The sequence below is a fragment of the Pseudomonas sp. R3-52-08 genome, assembly GCF_003851745.1.
In the GTDB taxonomy this organism is placed as follows: domain Bacteria; phylum Pseudomonadota; class Gammaproteobacteria; order Pseudomonadales; family Pseudomonadaceae; genus Aquipseudomonas.
In genome coordinates, this window is the sequence record NZ_CP027730.1 from 2,499,897 (window position 1) to 2,526,192 (window position 26,296).

The window sequence follows — 26,296 nt, forward strand, 5'->3', positions numbered from 1 at the left end:
CCACGCTCCCGCGTTGGAACGATCATCCCCGTGGAAAAATGAGGACAATGTGGGAGGGGGCTTGCCCCCGATAGCGGTGTATCAGCTGAATGAATATCGACTGGCGATCCGCCATCGGGGGCAAGCCCCCTCCCACAGGGTTTACCGCCGACCTGTCCGCGTACTCACATCCACCCACACCGCCAGCACCAGGATGCTGCCCTTCACGATCATCTGCCAGTAACTGTCCACATCCAGCATCGACATGCCGTTATCCAAACTGGTAATCACCAACGCCCCGAGCAAGGCGCCATATACCGTGCCCGACCCGCCGCGCATCGAGGTGCCGCCGATGAAGCACGCTGCGATGGCGTCCAGCTCGCCCATATTGCCCGCCGACGGTGAACCGGCGGCCAGGCGGGCGGTATTGACCAGGCCGGCGAGGGCGCACATTACGCCCATGATGCCGAAGATCCACAGTTTCACCGCCTGCACGTTGATGCCGGACAGCCGCGTGGCTTCCATATTGCTGCCCACCGCATACACGCGACGGCCGAAGACGGTCTGGCTGGTGACGTAGCTGAACACGCCGAGCAGCACCAGCAGCAGCAACACCGGCACCGGGATGCCGTCGTAGCTGTTGAGGGTGGTGACAAACCCGGCCAGCACCGCGCCGATCAGCACCACGCGCAGTACGTCGCGCATCAGAGAGTGCGCGGCCAGGCCATGCAGGGCGCGGTTGCGCCGTTGTTTCCAGGTGAGGAACAGCGTCAGCGCGAACAGCACTGCACCCAGGCCGATGCCCACGGCGTGCGGCAGGTACCCTTGGCCGACGTACACCAGCGACGGCGACACCGGTGCGATGGTGGTGCCGCCGGTGATGCCCAGCAGGATCCCGCGAAACGCCAGCATCCCGCCCAGGCCGACAATGAACGAGGGGATGCGCAGGTAGGCGGCCATGTAGCCATTCGCGAGGCCGATCATCAGACCGCATAACGCCACCAGGCTCAGGTTGGCCAGCAGCGGGATGTGGTACACCACATCCAGGATCGCAGCCAGCCCGCCCAGCAAACCGAGCAACGAACCCACCGACAAATCGATTTCGCCGCTGATGATCACCAGCACCATGCCGCACGCCAGGATCCCGGTGATCGACATCTGCCGCAGCAGGTTGGACAGGTTGCGCGGCGTAAGGAAGCCGCCGTCGGTCTGCCAGCTGAAAAACAACCAGATGAACGCCACGGCGATCACCAGGGCGAGCATTTTGTAGCGGGTGAAAAGGTGTTTGACCTGATTCATCTACGCGGTCTTCCGATCATTGTTATTTTGGCTGAGCGCAGCGGCGAGCACCTGTTCCTGGGTGAGCCCCTGATTGATGAAATCACCCCGCAACTGGCCGTCGCCGATCACCAGCACGCGGTTGGACACGCCGAGCACTTCGGCGAGCTCCGACGACACCATGATGATCGACACCCCCTCGGCCGCCAGCGCGCCCATCAGTTTGTAGATCTCATACTTGGCCCCCACATCCACCCCGCGCGTGGGCTCATCGAGGATCAGCACCTTGGGCTTGGCCATCAGCATTTTCGCCAGCACGGCTTTTTGCTGGTTGCCACCGGACAGGCTGGTGATCGGCAGAAACGGGCTGGCGGTCTTGAGGTGCATGCGGGCGATCTGCTGATCGATGCTGCCCAGTTCGGCTTCGGCGTCGATGCGGGTCAGGTGGGCGTAGGTGTCGAGCACCGCCAGGGTGATGTTCTGGCCCACGCCCAGGTCGGGAATGATGCCCTGGCGCTTGCGGTCCTCGGGCACCATGCACAGCCCTGCGCGGATCGACTTGAGCGGCGTGCGCGTGTCGATCACCTGGCCCTCCAGCCATACCTCGGCGCTGTAGCGGCCGGGGTAGGCGCCGAACAGCGCCGACACCAGTTCCGTGCGCCCGGCGCCCACCAGCCCGGCGATGCCGAGGATTTCGCCGCGCTTGAGCACAAACGAAATATCGTCGACGCGCTTGCGCCTGGGGTTGTCGACGTCGTAGCAGGTGACGTTGCGCGCTTCGAACACCACCTCGCCCACCTCGTGGGGCTCGGTGGGGTAGAGGTTGCTCATCTCGCGGCCGACCATCTGCGTGATGATCCGTGGGATGTCCATATCGGCCATGGCGGTGGTCGCGATGTGCTTGCCATCGCGAATCACCGCAATGGTGTCGCACACGGCGGCCACTTCATCGAGCTTGTGCGAGATATACACACAAGCCACGCCCTTGGCCTTGAGGTCACGGATAATGTCGAGCAGCACCTCAATTTCCGAGCGGGTCAGGGCCGAAGAGGGCTCGTCCAGGATCAGCAGGCGCGCCTGTTTGTTGAGGGCCTTGGCGATCTCCACCAATTGCTGGTAGCCGCCGCCGTACTGCGACACCGGCAGCGCGACGTTCATGTCCGGCACCTTGAGTTCGCGCATCAACGCCTCGGCGCGGTGCAGCATCGCCGGGTAATTCATACGCCCACCGGGCAGGGTCAGCTCGTGGCCCATGAAGATGTTCTCGGCCACCGACAGGTCGGGCACCAGGGTCAGTTCCTGGTGGATGATGACGATGCCGGCGGCCTCGGTTTCGCTGATCGACTGGGCTTTGAGCGGTTGCCCGTCCCAGAGGATTTCGCCCTCCCAGGTGCCATACGGGTAGACTGCCGACAGCACCTTCATCAAGGTGGATTTGCCGGCGCCGTTCTCGCCACACAGGCCGACGCATTCCCCCGGCCGTACCTTGATGTCGATGCCGTCGAGGGCGTTGACACCGCCAAAGCTTTTGACGATGCCGTTCATTTGCAGCAAGTAATCGGCGGCCATAGCGGTCATTGCCCGGCGATCTGCTCTTTGGTGTAGAACCCGTCCTTCTCCAGCACGTCGATGTTGGCCTTGGTCAGCGGCGTCGGCGTGAGCAGGATGGTGTCGACCTGCTTGCTGCCATTGTCGTATTGCGAGCTGTAGGTGGGCTTTTCATTGCGCGCCAGCTGCACCGACAATTTGGCCGCCTCGGTGGCGATCAACTTGAGCGGCTTGTAGACGGTCATGGTCTGGGTACCGTCGATCACACGCTTGATCGCCGCCAGGTCAGCGTCCTGCCCGGAAATCGGCACCTTGCCTGCCAGCTTCTGCGCGGCCAGGGCCTGGATCGCACCGCCGGCGGTGGCGTCGTTGGAGGCGACGATGGCGTCGATCTTGTTGTTATTGCGGGTCAGGGCGTTCTCGACGATGCTCAGCGCCTCGGTGGGGTTCCATTCCTTGACCCACTGCTGGCCGACAATCTTGATATCGCCCTTGTCGATGGCCGGCTGCAGCACTTTCATCTGGCCTTCGCGCAGCACCTTGGCATTGTTGTCGGTCGGCGCGCCGCCGAGCAGGAAGTAATTGCCCTTGGGCGCCGCTTGCAGCACGCCGTTGGCCTGCATTTCGCCGACCTTTTCGTTATCGAAGGAAATGTAGGCGTCGATGTCCGCGTTGAGGATCAGGCGGTCGTAAGACACGACTTTGATCCCGGCCTTCTTGGCTTCGGCGACCGCGTTGGTCAACACCGTGGCATTGAACGGCACGATAACGATCACGTCGACGCCACGGGAGATGAGGTTTTCGATCTGCGAGATCTGCTTCTGCTCGTTGGCATCGGCCGATTGCACGAACACCTTGGCATCGAGCTTTTCCGCCGCCGCGACGAAGTAATCGCGGTCTCGGGACCAGCGTTCCAGGCGCAGGTCGTCGATGGAAAAGCCGATTTTCGGGTGCGCCGAATCGGCCATCACCGGCAGGGCGAGCAGGGCCAGGGCGGTGGCGAGCAGGGTACGTTTGAATAACTTCATGGTGGTGCGTCCTTTTATTGTTGTTGGAAAGACACTGTGGCGAGGGAGCTTGCTCCCGCTGGGCTGCGAAGCAGCCCCAAAACCAGACACCTCGGTATATCAGGTAAACCGCAGAACCTGTAGACGGGGCCGCTTCGCGACCCAGCGGGAGCAAGCTCCCTCGCCACAGTCAGGTGTAGATAAACCGGTTGACCACACCCTCCAGCATCTCCTGGCGCCCACTCACGGCCTGCGGATTCAGTTCGTTGGCAAACGCATGGTCGGCCAAAGATTCCAGGCTGAACTCGCCCGCCAGTACGGCTTTGCCCAGGGGTTGGTCCCAGCCGGCATAACGCTGGTCCTTGAACTGCTGCAGCCGGTCGTTCTGCACCATCGCCGCCGCGCGCTCCAGGGCCAGGGCCAGTACATCCATAGCCGCTACATGGCCGTGGAACAGGTCCACATCGTCCAGGCTCTGGCGGCGGACTTTGGAATCGAAATTGTAGCCGCCGTTCTTGAACCCGCCGGCTTTGAGAATCTCATAGGTGGCCAGGGTCATTTCCTCGACGCTGTTGGGGAATTGGTCAGTGTCCCAGCCGTTCTGCGGGTCGCCACGGTTGGCGTCGATGCTGCCGAAAATCCCCAGGGACACGGCGGTGGCGATCTCATGATGAAAGCTGTGCCCGGCGAGCGTCGCGTGGTTGGCCTCGATGTTCACCTTGATCTCGTGTTCCAGGCCGTACTCATGCAGGAAGCCGAATACCGTGGCGCTGTCGTAATCGTACTGGTGCTTGGTCGGCTCCTGGGGCTTGGGCTCGATCAACAGGTCGCCCTTGAAGCCGATCTTGTGCTTGTGCTCCACCACCATGCGCATAAACCGGCCGAGCTGTTCACGCTCGCGCTTGAGGTCGGTATTGAGCAGGGTTTCATAGCCTTCACGGCCGCCCCACAGCACATAGTTGGAACCCTTGAGCCGCAGCGTGGCATTCATCGCGCTGAACACCTGGGCAGCGGCGTAGGCGAACACCTCTGGGTCGGGGTTACTGGCGGCACCAGCGGCAAACCGCGGGTTGCTGAAGCAATTGGCAGTGCCCCACAGCAGCTTGATACCGGTCTGTTCTTGATGACGCTCCAGGTGATCGACCATCTGCGCAAAGTGGTTGCGATATTCCTTGAGCGAGCTGCCTTCGGGCGCCACATCGGTGTCGTGAAAACTGTAGTAATCGATGCCCAGCTTGGAGAAGAACTCGAAGGCCGCATCCGCCTTGCCAATGGCCAACTCCATCGGATCACCGCTGCGCTGCCACGGTCGCTTGAAGGTGCCCACGCCAAACATATCCGCCCCCGGCCACACAAAGGTGTGCCAGTAACAGGCGGCCATGCGCAGGTGCTCACGCATGGGTTTGCCGAGGATCAACTTGTTGGCGTCGTAGTGGCGAAAGGCGAGAGGGGCGTCGCTGGCAGGGCCTTCGAAGCGAACCTGCTCGACACCGGGGAAGTACGGCATGGCGTTTTCCTTATTGTTCTTGGCGGTGTCTGGATACTAGCAACGGCACTGGGGCTGCTGATTATGAAAATCACCAAGGGATGGTGCGATTTTGTGCAGTCAGGTCTAGTCTGTCCCAACCGGCCCCAGGACAAAAACAATGAAAACCCTACCGCCCGTTCACCGCATCGCCTTGCTCTTCAACGGCAGCAAAATCTACGACCGTGGCATCATCGCCGGCATCGGCAATTACCTGAGCAGCACCCGGGCGTCCTGGGATTTGTTTCTGGAAGAAGATTTTCTCTGCCGGTTGCGCGGCATCGAGCGTTGGCAGGGCGATGGCATCATTGCCGACTTCGATGACCCGCTGATCGGCGAGGCGTTGGCCGGGAGCCGAATACCAGTGGTGGCGGTAGGCGGTTCGTATGAGGACGCCGGCCAATACCCCAAGGGCATTCCCTATGTGGCGACCGATAACCACGCCTTGATGAAGCTGGCCTACGAGCACCTGATCGAGGCCGGGCTGACGCGGTTTGCCTGTTTCAGCCTGCCCGAAGCCCAGGCCAATCGCTGGGCCCAGGAGCGTGAGAAGGCCTTTCGCCGCTTGATGCAGCGCGATGGCCTGCACGTCGAGGTGTACCGTGGCCTGGGCACCAGCGCGCCGTTATGGGACAGCGCGGTGGAGCAGCAGATCGCCTGGCTGCACAGCCTGCCCAAGCCCATCGGCATTATTGCGGTGACCGATGCCCGCGCCCGGCAACTGCTGCAAGCCTGCCTGACGGCGGGCATTGCAGTGCCTGAGGAAGTGGCGCTGATCGGTATCGACAACGACCCGCTGACCCGCACCCTGACGCGCGTGCCTCTCAGTTCGGTGATCCAGGGCACCGAGACCATGGGCCGCACCGCCGCCGCGCTGCTGCACCAGATGCTGCATGGCAAACCCTGTGCCGGTACGCAGGTGCTGGTGCCGCCGGACGCGATCAACGTGCAGGCCTCCAGCCTGCATCAGCCCTTGGGCAATCCCTATGTGATGCAGGCCCTGCTGTTCATTCGCCAGTATGCGTGCCAGGGCATCAAGACCGCGCAGGTGGCGGCGTATGTCGGGGTGTCGCGTTCATCGTTGGAGTCGCACTTTCGCAAGGTGCGCGGGTGCAGCGTGCACGATGAGATCCTGCGCTTCAAGCTCGTCGCCGCCGCCAAGGGCCTGGAAAACCAGGCGTTGGCGATTGCCGATATCGCGCAGACCTGCGGGTTCACATCGGCGCAATACCTGCACACGGTGTTTCGTCGCGAGTACGGGTGTACGCCGAGGCAGTACCAGCAAGGCGCGGCTTAGAACACCGCCTTGACTTGCAAACCCAGAATCACCGCATTGTCGATGCTCTGCCCGGAAAACGCGCCCGGTTCGATGATGTATTGCATGTCCGGCCGCAGGGTCAGCCAGGGCGTGGCCTGATAGCCATAACTGAGTTCGATCAACTGCTCGGCGCTGTCTAGAGCCGGGTAGGGGCGGTCGGCATTGAATGCCGCAAGCGCCTGCACGTCGCGACTGCGCGGGTTCGGCACCGCGCGGCCATAGCCCAGGGCGACGGTGTCACGCGGGCGGCCTTCGAACGGTTTGTACAGCACCACTCCGGCGCCATACCACTTGCTGAACGGCGACGCCGCCTCGCTGGCCGCCGAATACTGACCGAAGGCGTGCAGGCTGCGGCCCTGGGATGATCGGGAAGCCCACACGGCCTGGTCGATCAACAGGTAATGACCGCCGCGACCGCTGACCTCCTTATCACTGCCGATGCGTTTTACATCGGAGCTGTCGTAGTAGTAACCCAGCTTGTATTCCCCCGGCAGGCTGCCAGCGTGTTTGTAGATCAGCTCGATGGGCACCACGGTGCCGGTGGCGTGCTTGGGCCCCAGGTGCCAGGCGCGGCTGGAATTACCGTTGCTGGACGGGTCGACATTGAACGCCGCCACGCGCAGTTGCCAGCTCGGCGAAATGTCGTATTTAACCCGCGCGCCCAGGTGCGCGTTCGGGTAGTTGGCCCAGCCGCTGCCGCCCGACATGTTCAGCGGATGCCCGCAGAAACCGGCGTTCATGAAATTGCACAGGATGCCGCTGTCCAGGCCGCCGAGGTCGTTGCCCATGGCCATGTAGCCGAGCTTGACGTTGAGCGCCGGGGTGAACAGCGTGCGCTCATAGCTCAGTTCGGTGAGGCGCGTATACAGGCCGCCATAATTTTCCTGGATCGGCAGGCGGTTGCCCACCAGGTCATCGGAGGCGCTGTTGCCGCGCCGGTCGTTGATGGTCAGCTGGATGCGGTCGCCATGGGTCAAACCGTAGAGCTTGCCCAGGTCGAACTGCACACCGAGTTTGAGGTTCTGCGAATAGCGCGCCGAGCGATGCTGGCCGCCGTGGGCGTTGTAGGCGGTCTCACCGCTGTAGTCGCCGGTGAAACGCACGCCGCGTTCGTCGAGTTCACGGCGCAGGCCGCCCCAGTCGCCGGTCAGGGTGGTGTCGTCGGCCTGGACGGGCAGCGCGGCAGCAAAGGCCAGGCCCAGCACCAGGCGCCCAAGGGCGATATGAGAAGTAGGGTTCATGCGGGGATTTTCCAGACACAAAGCGCGGTGCGGGCGCACCGCGCGAACAGAGGGTGGTTACGGCAAGGCGTAGGCGATCACGTAGTCGCCACGGTCGGTGGACTGGCGCGCACCGCCGGCAGTGACGACGATGTATTGCTTGCCGGTTTTCGGTGACACGTAGGTCATCGGGCCGCCCTGGCTGCCGACCGGCAGGCGGGCTTTCCAGATTTCATCACCGTTGCCGCTGTTGAAGGCGCGCAGGTAGAAGTCCTGGGTGCCGGCGATGAAGATCAGGCCACCCTGGGTCGACAGCGTACCGCCGAGGGTCGGCAGGCCTACTTTGATCGGCAGGTGCATGCGGATGCCCAGGGGGCCGGTGTCTTCAACGGTGCCCACCGGTACTTGCCAGGCGATTTTTTGCGTCTTCATGTCGATGGCGGTCAAGGTGCCGAACGGCGGCGCCTGGCACGGAATGCCGGCCACCGAAAGGAAGCGGTTCTTGTTCACCGCATACGGCGTGCCCTTGAGCGGCACGGCGCCCATGCCGGTGTTCAGCGCTTCACCCCCGGACGCCGCCAGGGCCTTGTTCTGCGACGGCACCATCTGGATCCACAGGCCCAGGCGCATGTCGTTGACGAAGATAAACCCGTGCACCGGATCGGTGGAAATGCTGCCCCAGTTCATGCCGCCCAACGAGCCCGGGAAGCTCAAGGATTTATCGGTACCCGGCGCGGTATACAGGCCATCGTAGCGCATGCCCTTGAAGTCGATGCGGCACAGCAACTGGTCATAGGGCGTGGCGCCCCACATGTCCGATTCAGTCAGCGTCTGCGCGCCGATCTGCGGCATGCCCACTGATTTGGGCTGGGTGGGGGAATACGGCTCATTGGGAATGTTCGCGGCTTTCACCGGCACTTCCTGCACGTCGGTCAACGGCTTGCCGGTGGCGCGGTCGAGCACATAAATCTGCCCGGCCTTGGTGCCGATTACCACCGCAGGTACGGCCTTGTCGCTGCCTGGCGGGGTGAAATCGATCAGGCTCGGTTGCATCGGCAGGTCGAAGTCCCACAGATCATTGTGAACCGTCTGGTACACCCATTTCTCTGCGCCGGTGGAGGCGTCCAGCGCCAGTACCGAAGCGCCGTATTTGTGATTGAGCTCGGTGCGCTCAACACCGTAGATGTCGGTGGATGAGCTGCCCATCGGCAGGAAAACCGTGTTCATCAGGGGGTCGTAGGACATCGGCGCCCAGCTGTTCGGGGTGCTGCGCACGTAGGTGCTGCCGTCGGCCGGTGCCTGCTTGTCTTGCGGGTTGCCGGGGTCGAACGCCCAGCGCATCTGACCGCTGATCACATCGAACCCACGGATCACGCCGCCCGGCATATCGGTTTGCACGTTATCGGCCACGCGTCCGCCCACCACCACCGTGGTACCAGCAATCAGCGGCGCCGAGGACAGTTGGTAGTAGCTGTCCGGGACATTACCCAAGCCCGCCTTCAAATCCACCTGGCCGTGGGTGCCGAAGTCTTCGCAGAATTTGCCGGTGTCGGCATCCACGGCGATCAGGCGTGCATCGATGGTGTTGGTCAGCAGGCGCCGCTGGCATTGCGCACCGGCGGGCACGCTGGCGGCGATCACCGGCGAACTGTTCGGTTGGGTCGGCTGGGCAATCGGCGCAGTCGCGTCGAAGTAGGCCATGCCACGGCATCGCTGCCACACCGCCGATTGGGCATTGATCTCGTTCTTCCACAGCTCCTTGCCGGTGTCGGCGTCGAGCGCGATGAGGTTGTTGTGCGGGGTGCAGATGAACACTTTGTTGCCGATCTGCAGGGGCGTCAGCTGGTCTTCGGCGCCGTTGCCGTCGCTGATGGCCACGTCACCGGTGCGGTAGGTCCAGGCGACTTTGAGCTTGTCGATGTTGTCGCGATTGATCTGGTCCAGCGCAGCGAAGCGGCTGCCGCCTTCGGTGTTGCCGTAGTGTGCCCAGTCTTTCTGGGCATCGGCGGCGGCCACGGGGGTGATGCCAGGGCCGGCACCGGTCGGCGCTACGCTTGGGTGAGCGACGAACATATTGCCCGCCGCCACCGCCGCGCCCAGCGCCAGCACGGCTGCAACGCCATACGCACCCCGCGCCGGTTTGCCGACCAGCAATGGATAGACCAGCGCAACCACGATGCCGATCACCGCGAACATGAACAGCCGCGAGAACAGCGGCCAGTACACCAGGCCTACATCGGCCACGGCCCATACGGCCGTGCCGACCAGGAACGCGGCGAACCACCACGCGCCCGCCGACTTGCGCCGGGCAATCAACAGCCCGGCAATGGCCATGACCACGCCACCGACCAGGAAGTACCAGGAACCTCCCAGGCTGACCAGTTTGGCGCCGCCGACGGCGAGCGCAAGGCCGAGCAGGGCGATGATTACGCCCAGGCCCAGCAGAAGAAAACGTGAGACGCCAGCGGCGCGCGATGCTCGTTTCATGTCGAAAAGACTCGAGTGAGAGAGGGCAAAGCGCGATTTTAGCAAGATAAGTAACTGGTTAGTACATTGTGTGGCGCAATAGACTGTTACCGATGCTGCGATGATGGCCTGAGGCCAAAAGAATGTGGAGCGGGCAAGCCCGCTCCCATGATGTGGTTGATGAGCGGGCGCCTGCAGCCGGTCAACGAAACGCGGGCATCACCTGCTCAATAAACAGTGCCAGGGACTTCTTTTTCTCGGCATGGGGCAGGCTGTTGTCGCACCAGAAACTGAACTCATCCACGCCCAGTTCCTGGTAGTACCGAATGCGCGGGATGATCTCTGCTGCGGTGCCGATCATTGCGGTTTTGTGCAGGCTCTCCAGTTCGAACTCTGGGCGTGCGGCGAACTTCTCTTCCGGGCTTGGCTCCAGGAAACCATTGACCGGCACGTTCTTGTTGCCGAACCAGGCATCGAAGGTGCGATAGAACTTCGAGATCGCCTTGGCCCCGACTTCCCAGCCTTGCGGGTCATCAGCGGCGTGCACGTGGGTGTGACGCAGCACCATCAATTGCGGGCGGGGCACGCCAGGGTTGTTGTCCAGGGCGGCCTGGAATTTGTTTTTAAGGTCCAGGACTTCTTCGTCGCCCTTCATCAGCGGCGTGACCATGACGTTGCAGCCGTTGGCCACTGCAAAATTGTGGGAGTCGGGGTCGCGGGCGGCGATCCACATCGGTGGGGTGGGCTGCTGGATCGGCTTGGGCACGCTGGTGGAGGTGGGGAATTTCCAGATGTCGCCGTCATGGGCGTAGTCGCCTTTCCAGAGGGCGCGCACTACCGGCACCATTTCGCGCAGGGCCTGGCCGCCGCTCGAGGCGGGCATGCCGCCGGCCATGCGGTCGAATTCCACTTGGTAAGCACCACGGGCCAGGCCCACTTCCATGCGTCCATTGCTGATCACGTCGAGCAACGCGCATTCCCCTGCCACCCGCAGCGGGTGCCAGAACGGCGCGATGATGGTGCCAGCGCCCAGGCGAATAGTGGTGGTCCTGGCCGCGAGGTATGCCAGCAGCGGCATTGGACTTGGCGAGATGGTGTATTCCATGGCGTGGTGTTCGCCAATCCACACGGTGCTGAAGCCACCGGCTTCGGCCATCAGGGTCAGTTCGGTCAAGTCTTCGAACAACTGACGGTGGCTGACGCTTTCATCCCAGCGTTCCATGTGTATGAACAGCGAAAATTTCATGACGCATACCTCGGATCTATTGTTATTTTCCGCAAAAAAACGGGTTCAGCGGGGTATCAGGCAGGCACCGGCAGGGTACCCATCTTGCCGTGGCAATACACCAGGGGCCCATTCGGCTGTGTGGGAACGATCAGGTTCTTGACCGAGCCAACCATGATTGCGTGGTCGCCGCCTTCGTATTCACGCCACAACTGGCATTCAATGACCGCCGTGGCGTTGGCCAGGATCGGATTGCCCAAAGCACTCAAGGTCCACTCGATGCCCTGGGCCTTGTCCTTGCCTTTGCGCGCAAAGGCATAGGCTTCGCTTTGCTGCCCGCCGGACAACACATGGATGGCGAAGCGCTTGTTCTTGATCAGTACGGGGTAGGAGTCAGAGCTGTAGTTGGGGCAGAAGAGCACCAGGGCCGGGTCCATGGACAGCGAGCTGAAAGCACTGGCGGTGAGGCCGACGATTTGCCCGTCGTCGTCCAGCGTAGTAATCACGGTGACCCCGGACGGAAACGAACCCATCACTTGTTTGTAGATGGCGGCATCGATCATGAGATGGTCCTCTGCTATGAAGCGGTTTTTTAAATTTATAGGTCTGATGGTATACCGTAATACAGTAGTTGCAAGGGCTTTTTTGGATAGGCGATAAACGTGTCTCTGACCCACCAAAGCCCTCTATTACCGGGGTTTATCCTCTGGTAGCGGTCTTTCCAGAGCCGGGATTACCAGATCAGAGGCGGGCGAAAAAAGCGAATCAATCTTGTTAAAAAGTTGGAATACCATAATATGGTGTTCATCTGAGGCGGCTGTAGAGCTCCCCTCGGTTGGCGTCAAACAACTATAAGATCAGACAAACGCGAGTTATTCCTATGCCTCAGATGTCCCGGCAAGACCCCCTGATCGAGCATCACACGGTCGATTACGTCCCCCTCGCAGAGCGCCACGGGAAGGCCCGCGACCTGTTCACCTTGTGGTTCAGTACCAATATCGCGCCGCTGCCCATCGTCACCGGCGCGATGGTGGCCCAGGTGTTCCATCTCAACCTGCTGTGGGGGTTGCTGGCGATTGCCCTCGGGCATCTGCTGGGCGGTGTAGTGATCGCCCTTGCCTCGGCCCAGGGCCCGCGCATGGGCATCCCGCAGATGGTGCAGAGCCGCGGCCAGTTCGGGCGCTATGGCGCGCTGCTGATCGTGTTTTTCGCAGCGCTGATCTACATCGGCTTTTTCATTTCCAACATCGTGCTGGCCGGCAAATCCATCGTCGGCATCGTGCCCTCGGTCCCGGTGCCGGCGAGCATCCTGATCGGCGCTCTCAGCGCCACGGCCATCGGCGTGATCGGCTACCGCTTTATCCATACCTTGAACCGCATCGGCACCTGGGTGATGGGCAGCGCGTTGCTCGCCGGTTTTGCCTACATCTTTGCCCATGACCTGCCGGCCGACTTCCTCACCCGCGGCGGTTTCAACGCCGCCGGATGGCTGGCCACGGTGTCGCTCGGGATCATCTGGCAGATCAGCTTCTCGCCCTACACCAGCGACTATTCGCGTTACCTGCCGGCGGACATCGGCATCACCCGACCGTTTATTGCCACCTATCTGGGCGCAACGCTGGGCACCATCCTGTCGTTCGCCTTCGGCCTGGTGGCAGCGCTGGCGACACCGGAAGGCACCGAAGCGATGGTCGCGGTCAAACAAGCCACGGGCGCGCTGGGGCCGATCCTGATGGTGCTGTTCCTGCTCAATATCATCAGCCACAACGCACTGAACCTGTACGGCGCAGTGCTTTCGATCATCACCTCGATCCAGACCTTCGCCAGCCACTGGACCCCCGGCATCAAGGTGCGCGTGGTGCTCTCGGGTATTATTCTCGCCGGTTGCTGCGTGGTGGCGCTGGGCGCGTCGGCGGACTTCATCGCGCAATTTATCGGGCTGATCCTCGCGCTGTTGCTGGTGCTGGTGCCGTGGGCCTCGATCAACCTGATCGATTTCTACGTGATCAAGCGCGGGGTGTACGACATTGCCTCGATCTTTCAGGCGGATGGCGGGGTGTATGGGCGGTTTAACCTGCACGCGATCGTGGCGTATTTCATCGGCATCCTCGTGCAACTACCGTTTGCCAATACGTCGTTGTATGTGGGGCCCTGGGCCAACCTGGTGGACGGCGCGGATCTGTCGTGGCTGGTCGGGTTGGCGGTGACGTGTCCGTTGTATTACTGCCTGGCGACACGCAAGCACACGCAGAAGGTCCGAGCGGTGAAGCTGGGTTATTCGGACTGATCATCACGTCAAATCAGATACCCGGCGCTTGCCGGGTATTTTTTTGTAGTCGGTTTTTCCTGGCGAGGTAGTCTGGATCATTTGGTACAGACTTGATACGACGCTCCGATGGCGGAACTGCCAGCTACAAACTAACTGACGGATATTTCGCTATCGGGAGCCAGCCGCTGCCACATGAAGTCTTACAAGGCAGGCTCAGTGCGCTCCGGCCGCCTTATTCAAATCACTCTCGGCCCACTCCGTATACACACACGCATCCGCCGTGGCCCAACGCACCCGCACCGGATCGCCGGCCTTGAGCGGCATGCCCGCCGCCGAGAGCGCCTTGACCGTCATCGAAGTACCGCCGAGGGTCTTCACTGCGCAGGTCTGGCTCTCGCCCAGAAACAGCACCTCCCCGACAATCGCCGAGACCTCATTCCAGCCTGCGGCCAACGGTTGCTCGATGGCCTGTTCGACGCTCAGCGCCAGGGCCTTTTCCGGGCGCACCATCAGCAATACATCCTGCTCGGTTTGAAGGCCGCTGGTCAGGCGGATCGACAGCGACTGGCCTTCGAACGACGCTGCCGCATTGCCCTGGGCCTTGAGCTTGAGGAAGTTGGAATTGCCCAGGAACGAGGCGACGAACGCGTTCGGCGGGTTCTGGTACAGGTCGAAACCACTGCCCAGGCCGACGATTTTGCCGTGGCTGAAAATCGCGATGCGCTGTGACAGACGCATGGCTTCTTCCTGGTCGTGGGTCACGTAGACGATGGTGATGCCCAGGCGTCGGTGCAGCTGGCGCAGTTCGTCCTGCAGGTCTTCACGCAGCTTCTTGTCGAGGGCACCGAGGGGTTCGTCCATCAGCAGGATGCGCGGCTCGTACACCAGCGCACGGGCGATGGCCACTCGCTGTTGCTGGCCACCGGAGAGTTGCGAAGGGCGGCGATGGGCGAACGGTTCCAGCTGTACCAGCTTGAGCATGGCGTCCACGCGTTTCTCGCGTTCGGCGCTGGCCAGTTTGCGGATGGCCAGGGGGAAGGCGATGTTGTCGCGCACCGACAAGTGCGGAAACAACGAGTAGCGTTGAAACACCATGCCGATGTCACGCTTGTGCGGCGGCACGTTGACCAGGGATTGCCCGCTCACCAGGATCTCGCCGCTGCTCGGCGTTTCAAAGCCGGCGAGCATCGACAGGGTGGTGCTCTTGCCCGAGCCGCTGGAGCCGAGGAAGGTGAGGAACTCGCCGTCCTGGATGTCCAGGGAAATGTTGTCCACGGCGGCAAAGTCGCCGTAGTACTTGTTCAGGTTACGCAGGCTGACCAGGGGTTGGCCGGAATTCTGCGCGACATCTTGGATCACTGCACTCATGTTCTGCTCCTGGGCGCTTAGGCGTTGGTTTCAGTGCGCCGACGAAGGGCGGCGGCGATCACCATGACCAGTACCGACAGGCCGATCAGCAACGTCGAGGCGACGGAGATCACAGGCGTCAGGTCCTGGCGCAGGGTGGTCCACATTTTGACGGGAAGGGTTTGCAGGGTTGGGCTGGCCATCATCACGCTGAGCACCACTTCGTCCCACGAGACGAGAAAGGCGAACAGCGCACCGGCGACCATCCCTGGGCGAATCGCCGGGAAGGTCACCTTGAACACCGCCTGCACGCGCGAGGCGCCGCAGATCACCGCCGCGTCTTCAATTGACTGGTCGAACAGCTTCAGCGAGTTGATGATCGAGATGATGGTGAACGGCAGCGCGACAATCACATGGCTGACCACGAAAGCGAACATCGTGCCGGTATAGCCGAGCTTGAGGAACAGCGCGTACACCGCCACGGCGATGATCACCAGCGGCACGATCATCGGCAGGGTGAACAGGCCGTAGAGCAACTCGCGGCCGGGGAAGCGTCCGCGCACCAGGGCAAAGGCGGTCGGCAGCCCCAGCGCGACGGCGAACAGCGTGGTCAGCACCGCCACCTTGAGGCTGGCCATCGCCGCGCTCATCCAGTCGGGGTTGGAGAAGAACTGGCCGTACCATTTCAGTGTCCAGCCCGGTGGCGGGAACACCAGCCATTGCGACGAGCCGAACGACAGCAACACGATAAACACGATCGGCAACAGCAGGAACAGGCCAATCAAACCGGTGGTGGTGTAGAGGCCCAGGCGCATCCTGCGACTCATGGCGTTGGGGGTCAGGAGCATGACGGCTTACCTCGCGTTGCTGGCGCCAACCGGGGATTCCGGCTGGAGCTTCAGGTAGAAGTAGAACAGCACCAACGTGATGAAAATCAGCAACGCCGCCCCGGCACTGGCCAGACCCCAATTGAGGAACGATTGCACCTGTTGAATGATGAACTCGGGCAGCATCATGTTCTGTGCACCGCCGAGCAGAGCCGGGGTGACGTAGTAACCGAGGGACATCACAAAAACCATCAACCCGCCGGAAAACAACCCCGGCCGGCACAGCGGCAGGAACACCCGGAAGAAGTTGGTCCACGGGCTGGCGCCACAGATGGAGCCGGCCTGCAGGATCATCGGGTCGATGGCCTGCATGGTCGCCTGCAGCGGCAACACGATGAACGGAATCATGATGTAGCTCATGCCGATCACCACGCCGGTGAGGTTATGCACCATCTCCAGCGGTTGATCGATGATGCCCATGGCCATCAACGCCTTGTTGATCACCCCCGAGGCCTGCAGCAATACCAGCCAGGAATAGGTGCGGGCGAGTAGGCTGGTCCACATCGACAGCAGCACGATACTCAGGATCCAGCGGCCCCAGCCGCGCGGCACGAGGGTAATCGCCCAGGCGAGCGGAAAGCCCAGCAGCAGGCTGAACAGGGTCACCAGGCCGGCCACTGAAAAGGTATTGAGCAACACCCGCGCATAGGCCGAGTTGGCGAACAGCTGTTCATAGTTGCCAAGGCCCGGTACCGGCTCCAGCACGCCGCGCAGTAACAGGCCGATCAGCGGTGCCAGGAAGAACAGGCCGAGGAACAGCAGGGCCGGGATCAAGGTGCTCGACCCCCGCCAGCGTTGCGCCAGGGATAGCGCCCCGGCCTTGTGGGAAACCGCGTCGGCAGCGCCGAGGGCGCTCCCGGTCGGCGTGGTTGCCGTCATTTTCATTTGACTAGCCATTCATTCCACCGTGTCGCAATGGCCGGACCGTTCTTGGCCCAGTAGGCGAAATCGAGGGTGATCTGATCCTTGGCGTACGCCGTCGGTAGGTTGGGCGCCAGGACCGAATCCAGGCGCTGCACGCTGTCGATATTTACCGGAGCGTAGGCGGTCAGGTTGGAGAAATCCGCCTGGCCCTTGGCGCTGCTGGCACTGACCAGAAACTTCATCGCGGCCGCTTTGTTTTTCGAGCCTTTAGGCACCACAAGAATGTCGGCCATCACCAGATTCTGTTTCCAGCTCACGCCCACTGGTGCGCCATCTTCCTGCAAGGCGTGAATGCGGCCGTTCCAGAACTGGCCCATGCTGACTTCGCCGGAGGCCAGCAACTGTTGCGACTGCGCACCGCCGCCCCACCAGACGATGTCTTTCTTGATGGTGTCGAGTTTCTTGAAGGCGCGGTCCAGGTCCAGGGGGTAGAGCGTGGCGGCGGGTACGCCGTCGGCCAGCAGCGCCAGTTCAAGCACACCTGGGCTTGGCCATTTGTAGAGGGCGCGTTTGCCGGGGTAGGTCTTGGTGTCGAACAAGGCGCTCCAGTCCTGCGGTTTGCCGGTGCCGAGCTTGCCTTCGTTGTAGCCGAGCACGAAGGAGAAGAAGAACGAGCCGACGCCATGGTCGGAGACGAAACGCGGGTCGATCTTGTCGCGCTCGATCACCGAGAAGTCGAGGGGCTCGAGCAGGCCTTCGGCGGCGGCGCGCAGGGCGAAGTCGGCTTCGACATCCACCACGTCCCACTGTACGTTGCCGCTTTCGACCATGGCCTTGAGTTTGCCGTAGTCGGTGGGGCCGTCCTGAACGACGGTGATGCCGCTGGCCTTGCTGAAAGGATCGGCCCATGCCTGCTTCTGCGCATCCTGGGTGCTGCCGCCCCAACTGACGAAGTTGACACTTTCCGCCGCCAACGCCGCCTGGCTGGCCACGCTCAACAAACCCGCGAACAGCACCGCGGTTGCACCTGTGTTCAACACCATTTTTACGCCCTCATTGTTGTGTTTATGAGCGGGGCTTTGGAGTGCCCGCCTGTCGGGAGCAATCGGTCCGGGTGGCCTGATTCAGGTTGTCCGGCCTATGGAATATCATATTATGGTATTCCAAGCTTTGCGCAAGCACTTTGCCATACCGGCTATCCGCCGACGCTGGGTTTCCAGCCTCAGGTGAAGGGGATGCTTTCCACGACTTCCAGGTCGTAACCGGTCAAGCCTGCGTATTTCAGCGGTGGTCCGAGGTGGCGCAGTTTGCCCACGCCCAGGTCCTGCAATATCTGAGCGCCAGTACCCACTTCCGAGTAAATCCGTGACTGGGAGCGGCTGAACTGACGCGGCGCCTGGGTCAACTGCGGTACGCGTTCCAACAGTGCCTGGGACGACTCATGGTTGGCCAGCACCACCACCACGCCGCTGCCTTCTGCCGCCACGCGTTGCAGGGCGGCCCACAAGGTCCAGTTGGACGGCCCACTGTAGTCGGCGCCGACCAGGTCGCGCAGCGGGTCGATCACGTGCACACGGACCAGTGCCGGTTCATCGCGGCGCAGTTGGCCCATGACCATGGCCATATGCACGCCGCCGTCGATGCGGTCTTCAAAAGTGATCAGGCGGAAGGTGCCGTGCACTGTGGGCAGGTCGCGTTCGCCGATGCGTACCACGGTGCGTTCGGTGCTGAGGCGGTAGTGGATCAGGTCGGCGATGGTGCCGATCTTGATCCGGTGCTTGCGGGCAAAGGCTTCCAGATCAGGTCGGCGGGCCATGGTGCCGTCGTCGTTCATCACTTCGACAATCACCGAGGCCGGTATGTGCCCCGCCAGGCGCGCCAGATCGCAACCGGCTTCGGTGTGGCCGGCGCGGGTCAGCACGCCGCCATCCCTGGCGCGCAGCGGGAAAATATGCCCCGGCTGCACAATGTCGGCGGGGCCCGCGTTGATGTCCACAGCCGCCGCCACGGTGCGTGCGCGATCGGCGGCGGAGATGCCGGTGGTCACGCCGGTGGCGGCTTCGATGGACACGGTAAACGCAGTGCTGAACACGCTGCCATTGCTGGGCACCATCTGCTCCAGGCCCAGGCGTTGGCAATGTTCATCGGTGAGGGTCAGGCAGATCAGGCCCCGCGCTTCACGGGCCATGAAGCTGATAGTCTCGGCGGTGCAGCACGCTGCAGGCAACAGCAGGTCGCCTTCGTTTTCCCGGTCTTCGTCGTCCACCAGAAGCACCATCTTGCCCTGGCCGTAGTCTTCGAGGATGTCTGCGATGCTGTTGAAGGGCATGGGGAGTGCTCTGTTTGTTGGTTGTATGTATTATGGTATACCACAAATTCTAAGCAAGAGGATGTCTCGATGAAGGCCTATTGGATTGCCCATGTGGATGTGTCAGATGCAGAGCAATACACCCAGTACACCCAGCGCGCCCCGGCTGCTTTCGCGAAGTTCGGCGGGCGATTTCTGGCCAGGGGCGGGCGCAGTGAGGCGCTGGAAGGCGGGCCGGCACGGCAGCGCAATGTGGTGATTGAGTTTGAGAGCTATGAGCAGGCGGTGGCGTGCTATGAGTCTGTGGAATATCAGGAGGCAAAGGCGCATAGAGCGGGGGCGGGAGAGGCGCAGATCATTATTGTGGAAGGGCTGGCGCCCTAGGTGCCAAGTGTATGCCAATCAGATGCAGGAGGCCCATCCACAGTAACCTGCATTCAAATTCGAAATGAAAAGGTGACCTTTCAAAAGTCGCCTTTTTGTCATTGCTCGCATTTCTTGCTCGGCTGCCTGCGGCGCGCTCTGCATTTTTTTGCTCGCGGTCTTAAGCAGTGGCCGCCATCACAACCAGAATCAATAGCAAGTATCGGTATTCAGCGATCCGTATCAGGACGACTTGAGTTCGCTCAGCCGCTTTTTATGCGCGAGGAGAATTAAGGTGGGTAAGTTCTTACAGAAAATTCAGAATTTGTTTTGAATCTATGTGGGTTTGTAACAGCAATACAATGTGAAACAAATACTTCATGGTCTCGCAGCCTTACAAATTATAAAAAGCTCAGCATGCTCCTACAGGGGGACGGTTTTACGATTGTTTTATAAGGAGCCGATGATGTCATTGACGGCGGAAGATGTAACGCAGCAACCACGCTCCAGCCGGTGGATAGCTTTAGCGATATTGATGCTACCGGTCCTGCTCGTGACCGTGGATAACACTGTCCTGGGTTTTGCCCTGCCGAAAATAGCCGAAGCCTTGCATCCCAGCGCCAGCCAGCAGCTATGGATAATCGATGCCTATTCATTGGTCTTGGCCGGGCTGCTCATTTCCATGGGTAGCCTGGGTGATCGCAAAGGTCATCGAAAACTGCTGCTGATCGGCTCATTGGGATTTTGCGTAGTCTCCGTCATGACGGCTTACTCCGGTAATGCCGCGCAATTGATCGCCGGGCGCGCCTGCATGGGGATCTTCGGGGCCATGTTGATGCCTTCAACATTAGCCTTGATCCGTGCACTTTTTGAAGACCGGGAAGAGCGGCGGCTTGCCGTGGCTATTTGGGCAACGACCTTGACGGTCGGTTCTGCACTCGGGCCTTTGATAGGCGGTGTGCTACTGGAGTTCTTCAGCTGGGGATCGATTTTTCTGCTGGCGGTGCCGGTGCTGGTGCCATTATTGGTCCTCGGACCGTTGCTGTTACCCGAGTCTGAGCCAGATGGGTCGGGGCCGATGGATACCATAAGTACTGTGCAATCGATGGTGGCCCTCGGTGCGCTGGTGTATAGCATCAAGCACATCGCAAGTGCTGGTCCGGATGTGTTGGCACTGGTGGCCTTCAGTGTTGCTCTCGTCATCGGCTGGCTATTCGTGCGGCGGCAACTGCGCCTGCCAACGCCGTTGATGGACCTGAGCCTGTTTCGCAACAAAATGTTCAGCGGGTCGGTGGCCATCAACCTGATGAGTCTGGCGTTTCTGATCGGTTTTATGTTTTTTTTCACTCAGTTCCTGCAAATCGTCCTGCGGATGTCTCCCCTCAACGCCAGCCTGGCGCTGATACCGGGCCAGGTTATGGCTATCGTCGTGGGGCTGCTGATAGTCCCGGTCGCCCAGCGAGTATCGGTCATTGTTTTGATTCCAATTTTGCTGGGTTTTATTGCTGCAGCCTTTTTGCTGGTTGCCGGCCTTGGTAGCAGCCTGACGATACTAGTGGTGGCATTTGCCTTGCTGAACATTGGAGTCGGCGCCATCGCCACGGTATCCAACGACGTGGTGCTGTCGGCCGTCCCCTCCACCAAAGCTGGAGCGGCTTCAGCCATCAGCGAGACTGCCTATGAAGTGGGTGTCGTGCTCGGTACCACCGTACTCGGCGGCATCGTCACCGCAAACTACCGCGGCACATTACAGTTGCCGGACTTCCTGACACCGCTGCAAATGCACTTGGCCAGCGAAACATTGGCAGGTGCCCACGCGGTATCGGCAACATTGTCAGGAGATCAAGCCAATGAGGTGATGTATAACGCCACACGAGCATTTGAAGGCGGTATCAGTTTGATGGCCTGGGCAACTTTCAGTTTGGCGGTGCTGGCGATCCTCATTGCCAGGTGCACATTGAAAAGCCCCAAAGCGGCTCCGGTATAGTGTAAGGAAGGAGCAGTGATCATTTTCTTGGTACTGTTATCGGGAGCAACGCGAATCGTCGCACCGCGCCTGCCACATTAAGACCGGTTTGGCCTGGGCTCAGCGCATGAAGTGGATTTTGCCGCTGTCATCATTCCCCATGTAGATGCCATACACCCCAGCCTGGCGTTCCTCGATGTAACGCTCGAGGATCTGCCGGATCGCCGGGTAATAGATGCTGTCCCACGGAATGTCCTCGGGGGCGAAGAATGTGTAGGCCAGGGTTTCCGGGCCGAACTGGCCGGTGATCTCCAGCGCGATGGCGCGGAAGATGATGTACACCTCGCTGATTTTCGGCACGCTGAAAATCGAGTAGGGCGACACGATCGCGGCGCGCACGCCGGTCTCTTCCCAGACTTCGCGCAACGCCGCTTCTTCGGTGGTTTCGCCACCTTCCATGAAGCCCGCCGGCAGCGTCCAGGTGCCGGGGCGTGGGGGGATTGCGCGCTGGCACAGCAGGTATTTGCCGTCCTGCTCGATGATGCAACCGGCGATGATCTTGGGGTTGATGTAGTGGATGTAGCCACAGTCCCGGCACATCAGGCGCTCGTGGGTGTCGCCCGGTGGCAGTTGGTGACCGAGGTCACGGCCGCCGCAGGTCGGGCAGAAGCTGGGGCAGGGCACGATCAGTGACCTATGCGCGGTTCTTTGAGCGCGATAGGCAGGGTGATCTCGGGGAGCTTGCCGGTTTCTTCCTGTTTGCGCTTGAGGTAATCCAGGGCCACGGCTGCCGCTGCACGCACGTGATCGACGCAGGCTTGGTGGGCTGCCAGGGGGTCACCGCTCTTGATCGCCTGAACCATGCGTTCCATTTCCTGGTTGCTGGCGCCACGCCGGTTTTGCTGGGACACAGACGTCGCGCGCAGGTAGCTGATACGCGCCTGCAACTGGCGCAACTGAGTGGCGGCCACGTGGTTGCCGGAACCTTCGAGCAACACATCGTAGAAGCCCTGCACGGAGTCGATCACTTGCTGCAGTTCGCCTTCCTTGAGAGCCTTGCGGTTTTCCTCAAGGGCTTTTTCCAAGGCCTTGATGTCCTTGGCCTTGGCGCGCAGGGTGAACAGCTGCACGATCAAGCCTTCGAGCACGCAGCGCAGTTCATAGATATCGACGGCATCGGCCAGGGTGATGATCGCCACCTGCGGGCCCTTGGCATCGGCGAATTCCACCAGGCCTTCGGACTCCAGGTGGCGCAAGGCTTCGCGCACCGACGTGCGGCTGACACCGAGGCGGTCACACAGGTCGCGCTCCACCAGGCGGTCACCGGGCAGTAGCTGGAAATTCATGATGGCGCTGCGCAGTTTCTCCAGCACGATTTCGCGCAGGGTGACCGGGTTGTGATTGACCTTGAAGCTATCGTCGAGGGGCGCGCGTTTCATGGGGTCTGCTCTGAATGTAGCGGTTAACTGGAGGCATCGGCATCGGCATCGGCATCGGCATCGGCTTCGGCGAAGGCTTCACGGGCCAGCCGGAAGCTGTCCACAGCAGCGGGAACCCCGCAGTAAATGCCGACCTGAAGCAGAATTTCGCGTATTTGTTCACGACTCAGCCCGTTGCGCAAGGCGCCACGCACGTGCAGCTTGAGTTCGTGAGGCCGATTGAGGGCCGAAATCATCGCCAAGTTTATCATGCTGCGTTCTTTAAGCGACAAACCCTCCCGGCCCCACACATGGCCCCAGCAGTACTCGGTGACCATCTCCTGCAGCGGTCGGGTGAAGTCGTCGGCGTTGTCGATTGAACGCTGTACATAGGCTTCACCCAAGACCTGGGTACGAATTTTCAGGCCCTGTTCATACTTGTCGTTGCTCATGGTTCAGCGCTCCTCAGGCCAGGGTCGGCAGTGGGCCCAGCTTGCCCTTGTGATAGATCATCGGCGTGACCGGCTGTGTGGGCAGGATCAGGTTCTTCACCGCACCGACAATGATCGCGTGGTCGCCGCCGTCGTATTCGCGCCACAACTCGCACTCGATGATGGCCGTGGCGTTGGCCAGCAACGGGTTGCCCAGCTCGCTGAGGTACCACTCGATGCCCTTGGTCTTTTCTTTGCCTTTGCTGGCGAAGGCATAGGCTTCGGCGGTCTGGCCGGCGGACAGCAGGTGGATCGCGAAGCGCTTGCTGTCGCGCAGAATCGGGTAGGTGTCCGACGCGTAGTTGGGGCAGAACAGCACCAGGGCCGGGTCGATCGACAGCGCACTGAAGGCGCTGGCGGTGATGCCGACGATGCCGCCGTCCGGGTCGAGGGTGGTGACCACCGTGACGCCCGAAGGAAACGAGCTCATGACGTCTTTGTAAATGCCGGGTTCGATCATGGTTGTGGTCTCTTAACGCATCACAAAGGGATCAGGCATGGGCGCCTGGGAGAGGTTGATCCACACCGTCTTCAGCTCGGTGTAGGCGAGCACCGAATCGATGCCGCTTTCGCGTCCATAGCCGCTGTTCTTGAAGCCGCCGATGGGCGCCATGGCCGAGACGGCGCGGTAGGTGTTGACCCAGATGATCCCCGAGCGCACGTCGCGTGCCAGGCGGTGGGCGCGGCCCAGGTCACGGGTCCAGATGCCGGCGGCGAGGCCGAACTGCGAGTCGTTGGCGATGGCCAGGGCCTGGGCTTCGTCCTTGAAACGGATCACCGAAGCCACCGGGCCGAACACTTCTTCCTGCATGATCTTCATCGAATTGGTGTCGCACTCGAACAGCGTCGGCTCATAGAACCAGCCTTCGCCGAGGTTCTGCGGGCGCTTGCCACCGGTGCGCAGGCGCGCGCCTTCAGCGATGGCATCCGCCACCAGGCCTTCTACCACGGCCAGTTGCTGGGCGGTGGCCATGGGACCCATTTCGCTGGCGTCGTCCTGCGGGTTGCCGATGCGGATGCGTTGGGCGCGTTCCACCAGACGCTCGACGAACTCGTCGTAGATTTCATCCTGAACCAGCAGGCGCGAACCGGACACGCAGCTCTGCCCGGACGCCGCATAGATCCCGGCGATTGCACCGTTGATGGCACTGTCGAGGTCGGCGTCGGCAAAAATGATATTCGGTGACTTGCCACCCAGTTCCAGCGACAGCTTGGCGAAGTTCTCCGCGCTGCTGCGCACCACATGCCGTGCCGTGGCCGCGCCGCCGGTAAAGGCGATCTTGCGTACCAACGGGTGGCGGGTGAGGGCGGCGCCGGTGTTTGGGCCGTAGCCGGTCACCACGTTGACCACGCCTGGTGGAATCCCGGCTTCCAGCGCCAGGCGCGCCAGCTCCAAGACGGTTGCCGAAGCGTGCTCCGAGGGTTTGATCACGATGGTATTGCCCGCCGCCAGGGCCGGCGCGAGTTTGATCGCCGTCAGGTACAGCGGGCTGTTCCACGGAATGATCGCGGCGACCACGCCCATGGCTTCGTGGACCGTGTAGGCCAACAGGTCCGGTTTGTCCAGCGGCAAGGTGCCGCCTTCGAGCTTGTCGGCCAGGCCTGCGGTGTAGTGGAAGAACTCCGGCAGATAGCTTACCTGGCCACGGGTCTCGCGGATCAGTTTGCCGTTGTCGCGGCTTTCCAGCTGCGCCAGTTGTTCTGTGTTTTCGGCGATCAAGTCACCCAGGCGGCGCAACAATTTGCCCCGTGCAGTAGCGCTGAGGCCGCGCCAGGCCGGGCTCTCGAAAGCCGATTGCGCGGCCTGTACGGCGCGGTCCACGTCGGCTTCATCGGCATCGGGCAATTGCGCCCAGGGTTCGGCCAGGGCCGGGTTGAGGCTGTCGAAAGTCTTGCCGGACAGGGCATCGACCCATTCACCGCCGATGCACATCTGGAAGCGTGCGAGTGTCATGCAACGATCCCCTTTATTGGATTGTTTTGGGCGTACACGGTGTCGAGGAACCCCAGCAGCAGGCTATTGACCAGGCGCGGTGATTCCACCGGCATCATATGCCGTTGCTCGGCCAGCACCGCAACCGTGGCGCCGGGAATACGGTCGGCCAGTTGCCGGGCCATTTCCGGCGTCGAGCCGGGGTCCAGTTCGCCGGTGGCTACCAGGGTGGGCACGCGCAACACCTTGAGGTCGTCGGCGCGGTACATGTCCTGGGTCGCAAACAGCTCGTAGGTGGTGAGGTAGCCCTGGGGGTCGTTGCCCGCCAGGGTCTGGCGCAACGCGGCGATTTGCGCCGGATTGGCCGCCTGGTATTCACGGCTGAACCAGCGCGACAGCGCCGCTTCCGCATTTGCATCCGGCCCGTGCTCGGCGGCCTGGGCCGTGCGTGCGATCACACCGGCACGCTGCTCGGGGCTGCGGTTGAATACACTGTTGAGCACCACCAGGCTTTTGAGACGGTCGGGGTAATGCAGGGCAAACGCCCGTGCGACCAGGCCGCCCATGGAAAACCCGATCACCGTGGCCTGGGGCAGTTGCAGGTGGTCGAGCAGTTCCAGCAACTGGTCCGCATAGCCGAGCAACGGTGTGCCGGGGGCCGGGCGCGGGCTGGCGCCATGGCCGAGCATGTCATAGCTGATCACATGATAATTGGTGGCCAGGCCAACGATTTGCCCGCCCCACATTTCTTTGTTCAGGCCCACGCCGTGGATCAAAACCACAGGCTGGCCTTGGCCGGTCGCCAGGTAACTGGTACCCGCCGGGGTGCGTTCAGCGGTGAGCCGAATCATGGAGCGCTCCTGCATGCTTTTTCTTATGGCCGG

23 protein-coding genes are annotated in these 26,296 nt (G+C 61.6%); 4 read left to right on the forward strand and 19 right to left on the reverse strand.

Annotation, left to right across the window (positions count from 1 at the left end; translation table 11 throughout):
- Window positions 1–141: 141 nt before the first annotated feature.
- The 4 genes from C4J91_RS11590 to xylA form a co-directional block, all read right to left on the reverse strand.
- Window positions 142–1,278, reverse strand: a complete 1,137-nt coding sequence (locus tag C4J91_RS11590; RefSeq protein ID WP_124362438.1) for a sugar ABC transporter permease — start codon at window positions 1,276–1,278, stop codon at window positions 142–144.
- Window positions 1,279–2,835 carry a D-xylose ABC transporter ATP-binding protein gene (gene xylG, locus C4J91_RS11595; RefSeq protein ID WP_124362439.1) on the reverse strand — a complete coding sequence of 519 codons (1,557 nt, stop codon included), beginning with the start codon at window positions 2,833–2,835 and terminating at the stop codon, window positions 1,279–1,281. It lies immediately after the preceding gene.
- Complete coding sequence (gene xylF / locus C4J91_RS11600) at window positions 2,832–3,833, reverse strand: D-xylose ABC transporter substrate-binding protein (RefSeq protein WP_124362440.1); 1,002 nt, start codon at window positions 3,831–3,833, stop codon at window positions 2,832–2,834. Before xylF ends, xylG begins: the two co-directional genes overlap by 4 nt.
- A gap of 169 nt (window positions 3,834–4,002) precedes the next feature.
- Window positions 4,003–5,319, reverse strand: a complete 1,317-nt coding sequence (gene xylA / locus C4J91_RS11605; protein ID WP_124362441.1) for a xylose isomerase — start codon at window positions 5,317–5,319, stop codon at window positions 4,003–4,005.
- A 139-nt stretch (window positions 5,320–5,458) separates the two neighbouring features.
- Here xylA and C4J91_RS11610 point away from each other — a divergent pair, with 139 nt between their 5' ends.
- Window positions 5,459–6,634 carry a XylR family transcriptional regulator gene (locus tag C4J91_RS11610; protein ID WP_124362442.1) on the forward strand — a complete coding sequence of 392 codons (1,176 nt, stop codon included), beginning with the start codon at window positions 5,459–5,461 and terminating at the stop codon, window positions 6,632–6,634.
- Here the strand turns inward: C4J91_RS11610 and C4J91_RS11615 are convergent.
- From C4J91_RS11615 to C4J91_RS11630, 4 genes are all read right to left on the reverse strand, one after another.
- Complete coding sequence (locus C4J91_RS11615; protein ID WP_124362443.1) at window positions 6,631–7,896, reverse strand: carbohydrate porin; 1,266 nt, start codon at window positions 7,894–7,896, stop codon at window positions 6,631–6,633. The two genes, C4J91_RS11610 and C4J91_RS11615, sit on opposite strands and share 4 nt — an antisense overlap.
- Before the next feature lie 57 nt (window positions 7,897–7,953).
- Window positions 7,954–10,362 carry a glucose/quinate/shikimate family membrane-bound PQQ-dependent dehydrogenase gene (locus tag C4J91_RS11620; RefSeq protein WP_124362444.1) on the reverse strand — a complete coding sequence of 803 codons (2,409 nt, stop codon included), beginning with the start codon at window positions 10,360–10,362 and terminating at the stop codon, window positions 7,954–7,956.
- A gap of 181 nt (window positions 10,363–10,543) precedes the next feature.
- Window positions 10,544–11,587, reverse strand: coding sequence for an LLM class flavin-dependent oxidoreductase (locus C4J91_RS11625; protein ID WP_124362445.1), 1,044 nt, complete (start codon window positions 11,585–11,587; stop codon window positions 10,544–10,546).
- Between the two features lie 56 nt (window positions 11,588–11,643).
- Window positions 11,644–12,129 (reverse strand): flavin reductase family protein, encoded by a 486-nt coding sequence (locus C4J91_RS11630; protein WP_124362446.1) that lies wholly within the window; start codon window positions 12,127–12,129, stop codon window positions 11,644–11,646.
- Between the two features lie 317 nt (window positions 12,130–12,446).
- On the opposite strand from C4J91_RS11630, the gene C4J91_RS11635 reads away from it, so the two are divergent.
- A complete protein-coding gene (locus C4J91_RS11635; RefSeq protein ID WP_124362447.1) occupies window positions 12,447–13,853 on the forward strand; it encodes a cytosine permease in 1,407 nt (468 codons plus the stop codon).
- A 195-nt stretch (window positions 13,854–14,048) separates the two neighbouring features.
- Here the strand turns inward: C4J91_RS11635 and C4J91_RS11640 are convergent, their stop codons facing one another.
- The 5 genes from C4J91_RS11640 to ribBA form a co-directional block, all read right to left on the reverse strand.
- Window positions 14,049–15,203, reverse strand: a complete 1,155-nt coding sequence (locus C4J91_RS11640) for an ABC transporter ATP-binding protein (protein WP_124362448.1) — start codon at window positions 15,201–15,203, stop codon at window positions 14,049–14,051.
- Window positions 15,204–15,220: 17 nt separating this feature from the next.
- A complete protein-coding gene (locus tag C4J91_RS11645; RefSeq protein ID WP_124362449.1) occupies window positions 15,221–16,030 on the reverse strand; it encodes an ABC transporter permease in 810 nt (269 codons plus the stop codon).
- A gap of 6 nt (window positions 16,031–16,036) precedes the next feature.
- Window positions 16,037–16,954 carry an ABC transporter permease gene (locus C4J91_RS11650; protein ID WP_164484582.1) on the reverse strand — a complete coding sequence of 306 codons (918 nt, stop codon included), beginning with the start codon at window positions 16,952–16,954 and terminating at the stop codon, window positions 16,037–16,039.
- Window positions 16,951–17,976 (reverse strand): ABC transporter substrate-binding protein, encoded by a 1,026-nt coding sequence (locus C4J91_RS11655; protein ID WP_124362451.1) that lies wholly within the window; start codon window positions 17,974–17,976, stop codon window positions 16,951–16,953. The genes C4J91_RS11650 and C4J91_RS11655 overlap by 4 nt, the downstream gene beginning before the upstream one ends.
- A gap of 179 nt (window positions 17,977–18,155) precedes the next feature.
- Window positions 18,156–19,262, reverse strand: a complete 1,107-nt coding sequence (gene ribBA, locus C4J91_RS11660) for a bifunctional 3,4-dihydroxy-2-butanone-4-phosphate synthase/GTP cyclohydrolase II (RefSeq protein WP_124362452.1) — start codon at window positions 19,260–19,262, stop codon at window positions 18,156–18,158.
- 69 nt (window positions 19,263–19,331) lie between these two features.
- On the opposite strand from ribBA, the gene C4J91_RS11665 reads away from it, so the two are divergent.
- Together C4J91_RS11665 and C4J91_RS11670 are read left to right on the forward strand one after the other, a co-directional pair.
- On the forward strand, window positions 19,332–19,625 hold the full coding sequence (locus C4J91_RS11665; protein WP_124362453.1) for a DUF1330 domain-containing protein: 294 nt from the start codon (window positions 19,332–19,334) through the stop codon (window positions 19,623–19,625).
- 445 nt (window positions 19,626–20,070) lie between these two features.
- Window positions 20,071–21,591, forward strand: coding sequence for an MFS transporter (locus C4J91_RS11670; RefSeq protein ID WP_124362454.1), 1,521 nt, complete (start codon window positions 20,071–20,073; stop codon window positions 21,589–21,591).
- A gap of 99 nt (window positions 21,592–21,690) precedes the next feature.
- Here the strand turns inward: C4J91_RS11670 and C4J91_RS11675 are convergent, their stop codons facing one another.
- The 6 genes from C4J91_RS11675 to C4J91_RS11700 are packed head-to-tail and all read right to left on the reverse strand — an operon-like array spanning window position 21,691 to window position 26,263.
- Entirely contained in the window at window positions 21,691–22,254 is a 564-nt protein-coding gene (locus C4J91_RS11675) for an NUDIX hydrolase (RefSeq protein WP_124362455.1), read from the reverse strand.
- A gap of 2 nt (window positions 22,255–22,256) precedes the next feature.
- Window positions 22,257–23,009 carry a GntR family transcriptional regulator gene (locus tag C4J91_RS11680; protein ID WP_065952753.1) on the reverse strand — a complete coding sequence of 251 codons (753 nt, stop codon included), beginning with the start codon at window positions 23,007–23,009 and terminating at the stop codon, window positions 22,257–22,259.
- A 23-nt stretch (window positions 23,010–23,032) separates the two neighbouring features.
- A complete protein-coding gene (locus C4J91_RS11685) occupies window positions 23,033–23,440 on the reverse strand; it encodes a carboxymuconolactone decarboxylase family protein (protein WP_124362456.1) in 408 nt (135 codons plus the stop codon).
- Window positions 23,441–23,453: 13 nt separating this feature from the next.
- On the reverse strand, window positions 23,454–23,939 hold the full coding sequence (locus tag C4J91_RS11690) for a flavin reductase family protein (protein WP_124362457.1): 486 nt from the start codon (window positions 23,937–23,939) through the stop codon (window positions 23,454–23,456).
- Window positions 23,940–23,951: 12 nt separating this feature from the next.
- Window positions 23,952–25,433: an aldehyde dehydrogenase gene (locus C4J91_RS11695; RefSeq protein WP_124362458.1), complete on the reverse strand. Its 1,482-nt coding sequence runs from the start codon at window positions 25,431–25,433 to the stop codon at window positions 23,952–23,954.
- Window positions 25,430–26,263, reverse strand: coding sequence for an alpha/beta fold hydrolase (locus tag C4J91_RS11700; RefSeq protein WP_124362459.1), 834 nt, complete (start codon window positions 26,261–26,263; stop codon window positions 25,430–25,432). Before C4J91_RS11700 ends, C4J91_RS11695 begins: the two co-directional genes overlap by 4 nt.
- Between the last annotated feature and the right edge of the window lie 33 nt (window positions 26,264–26,296).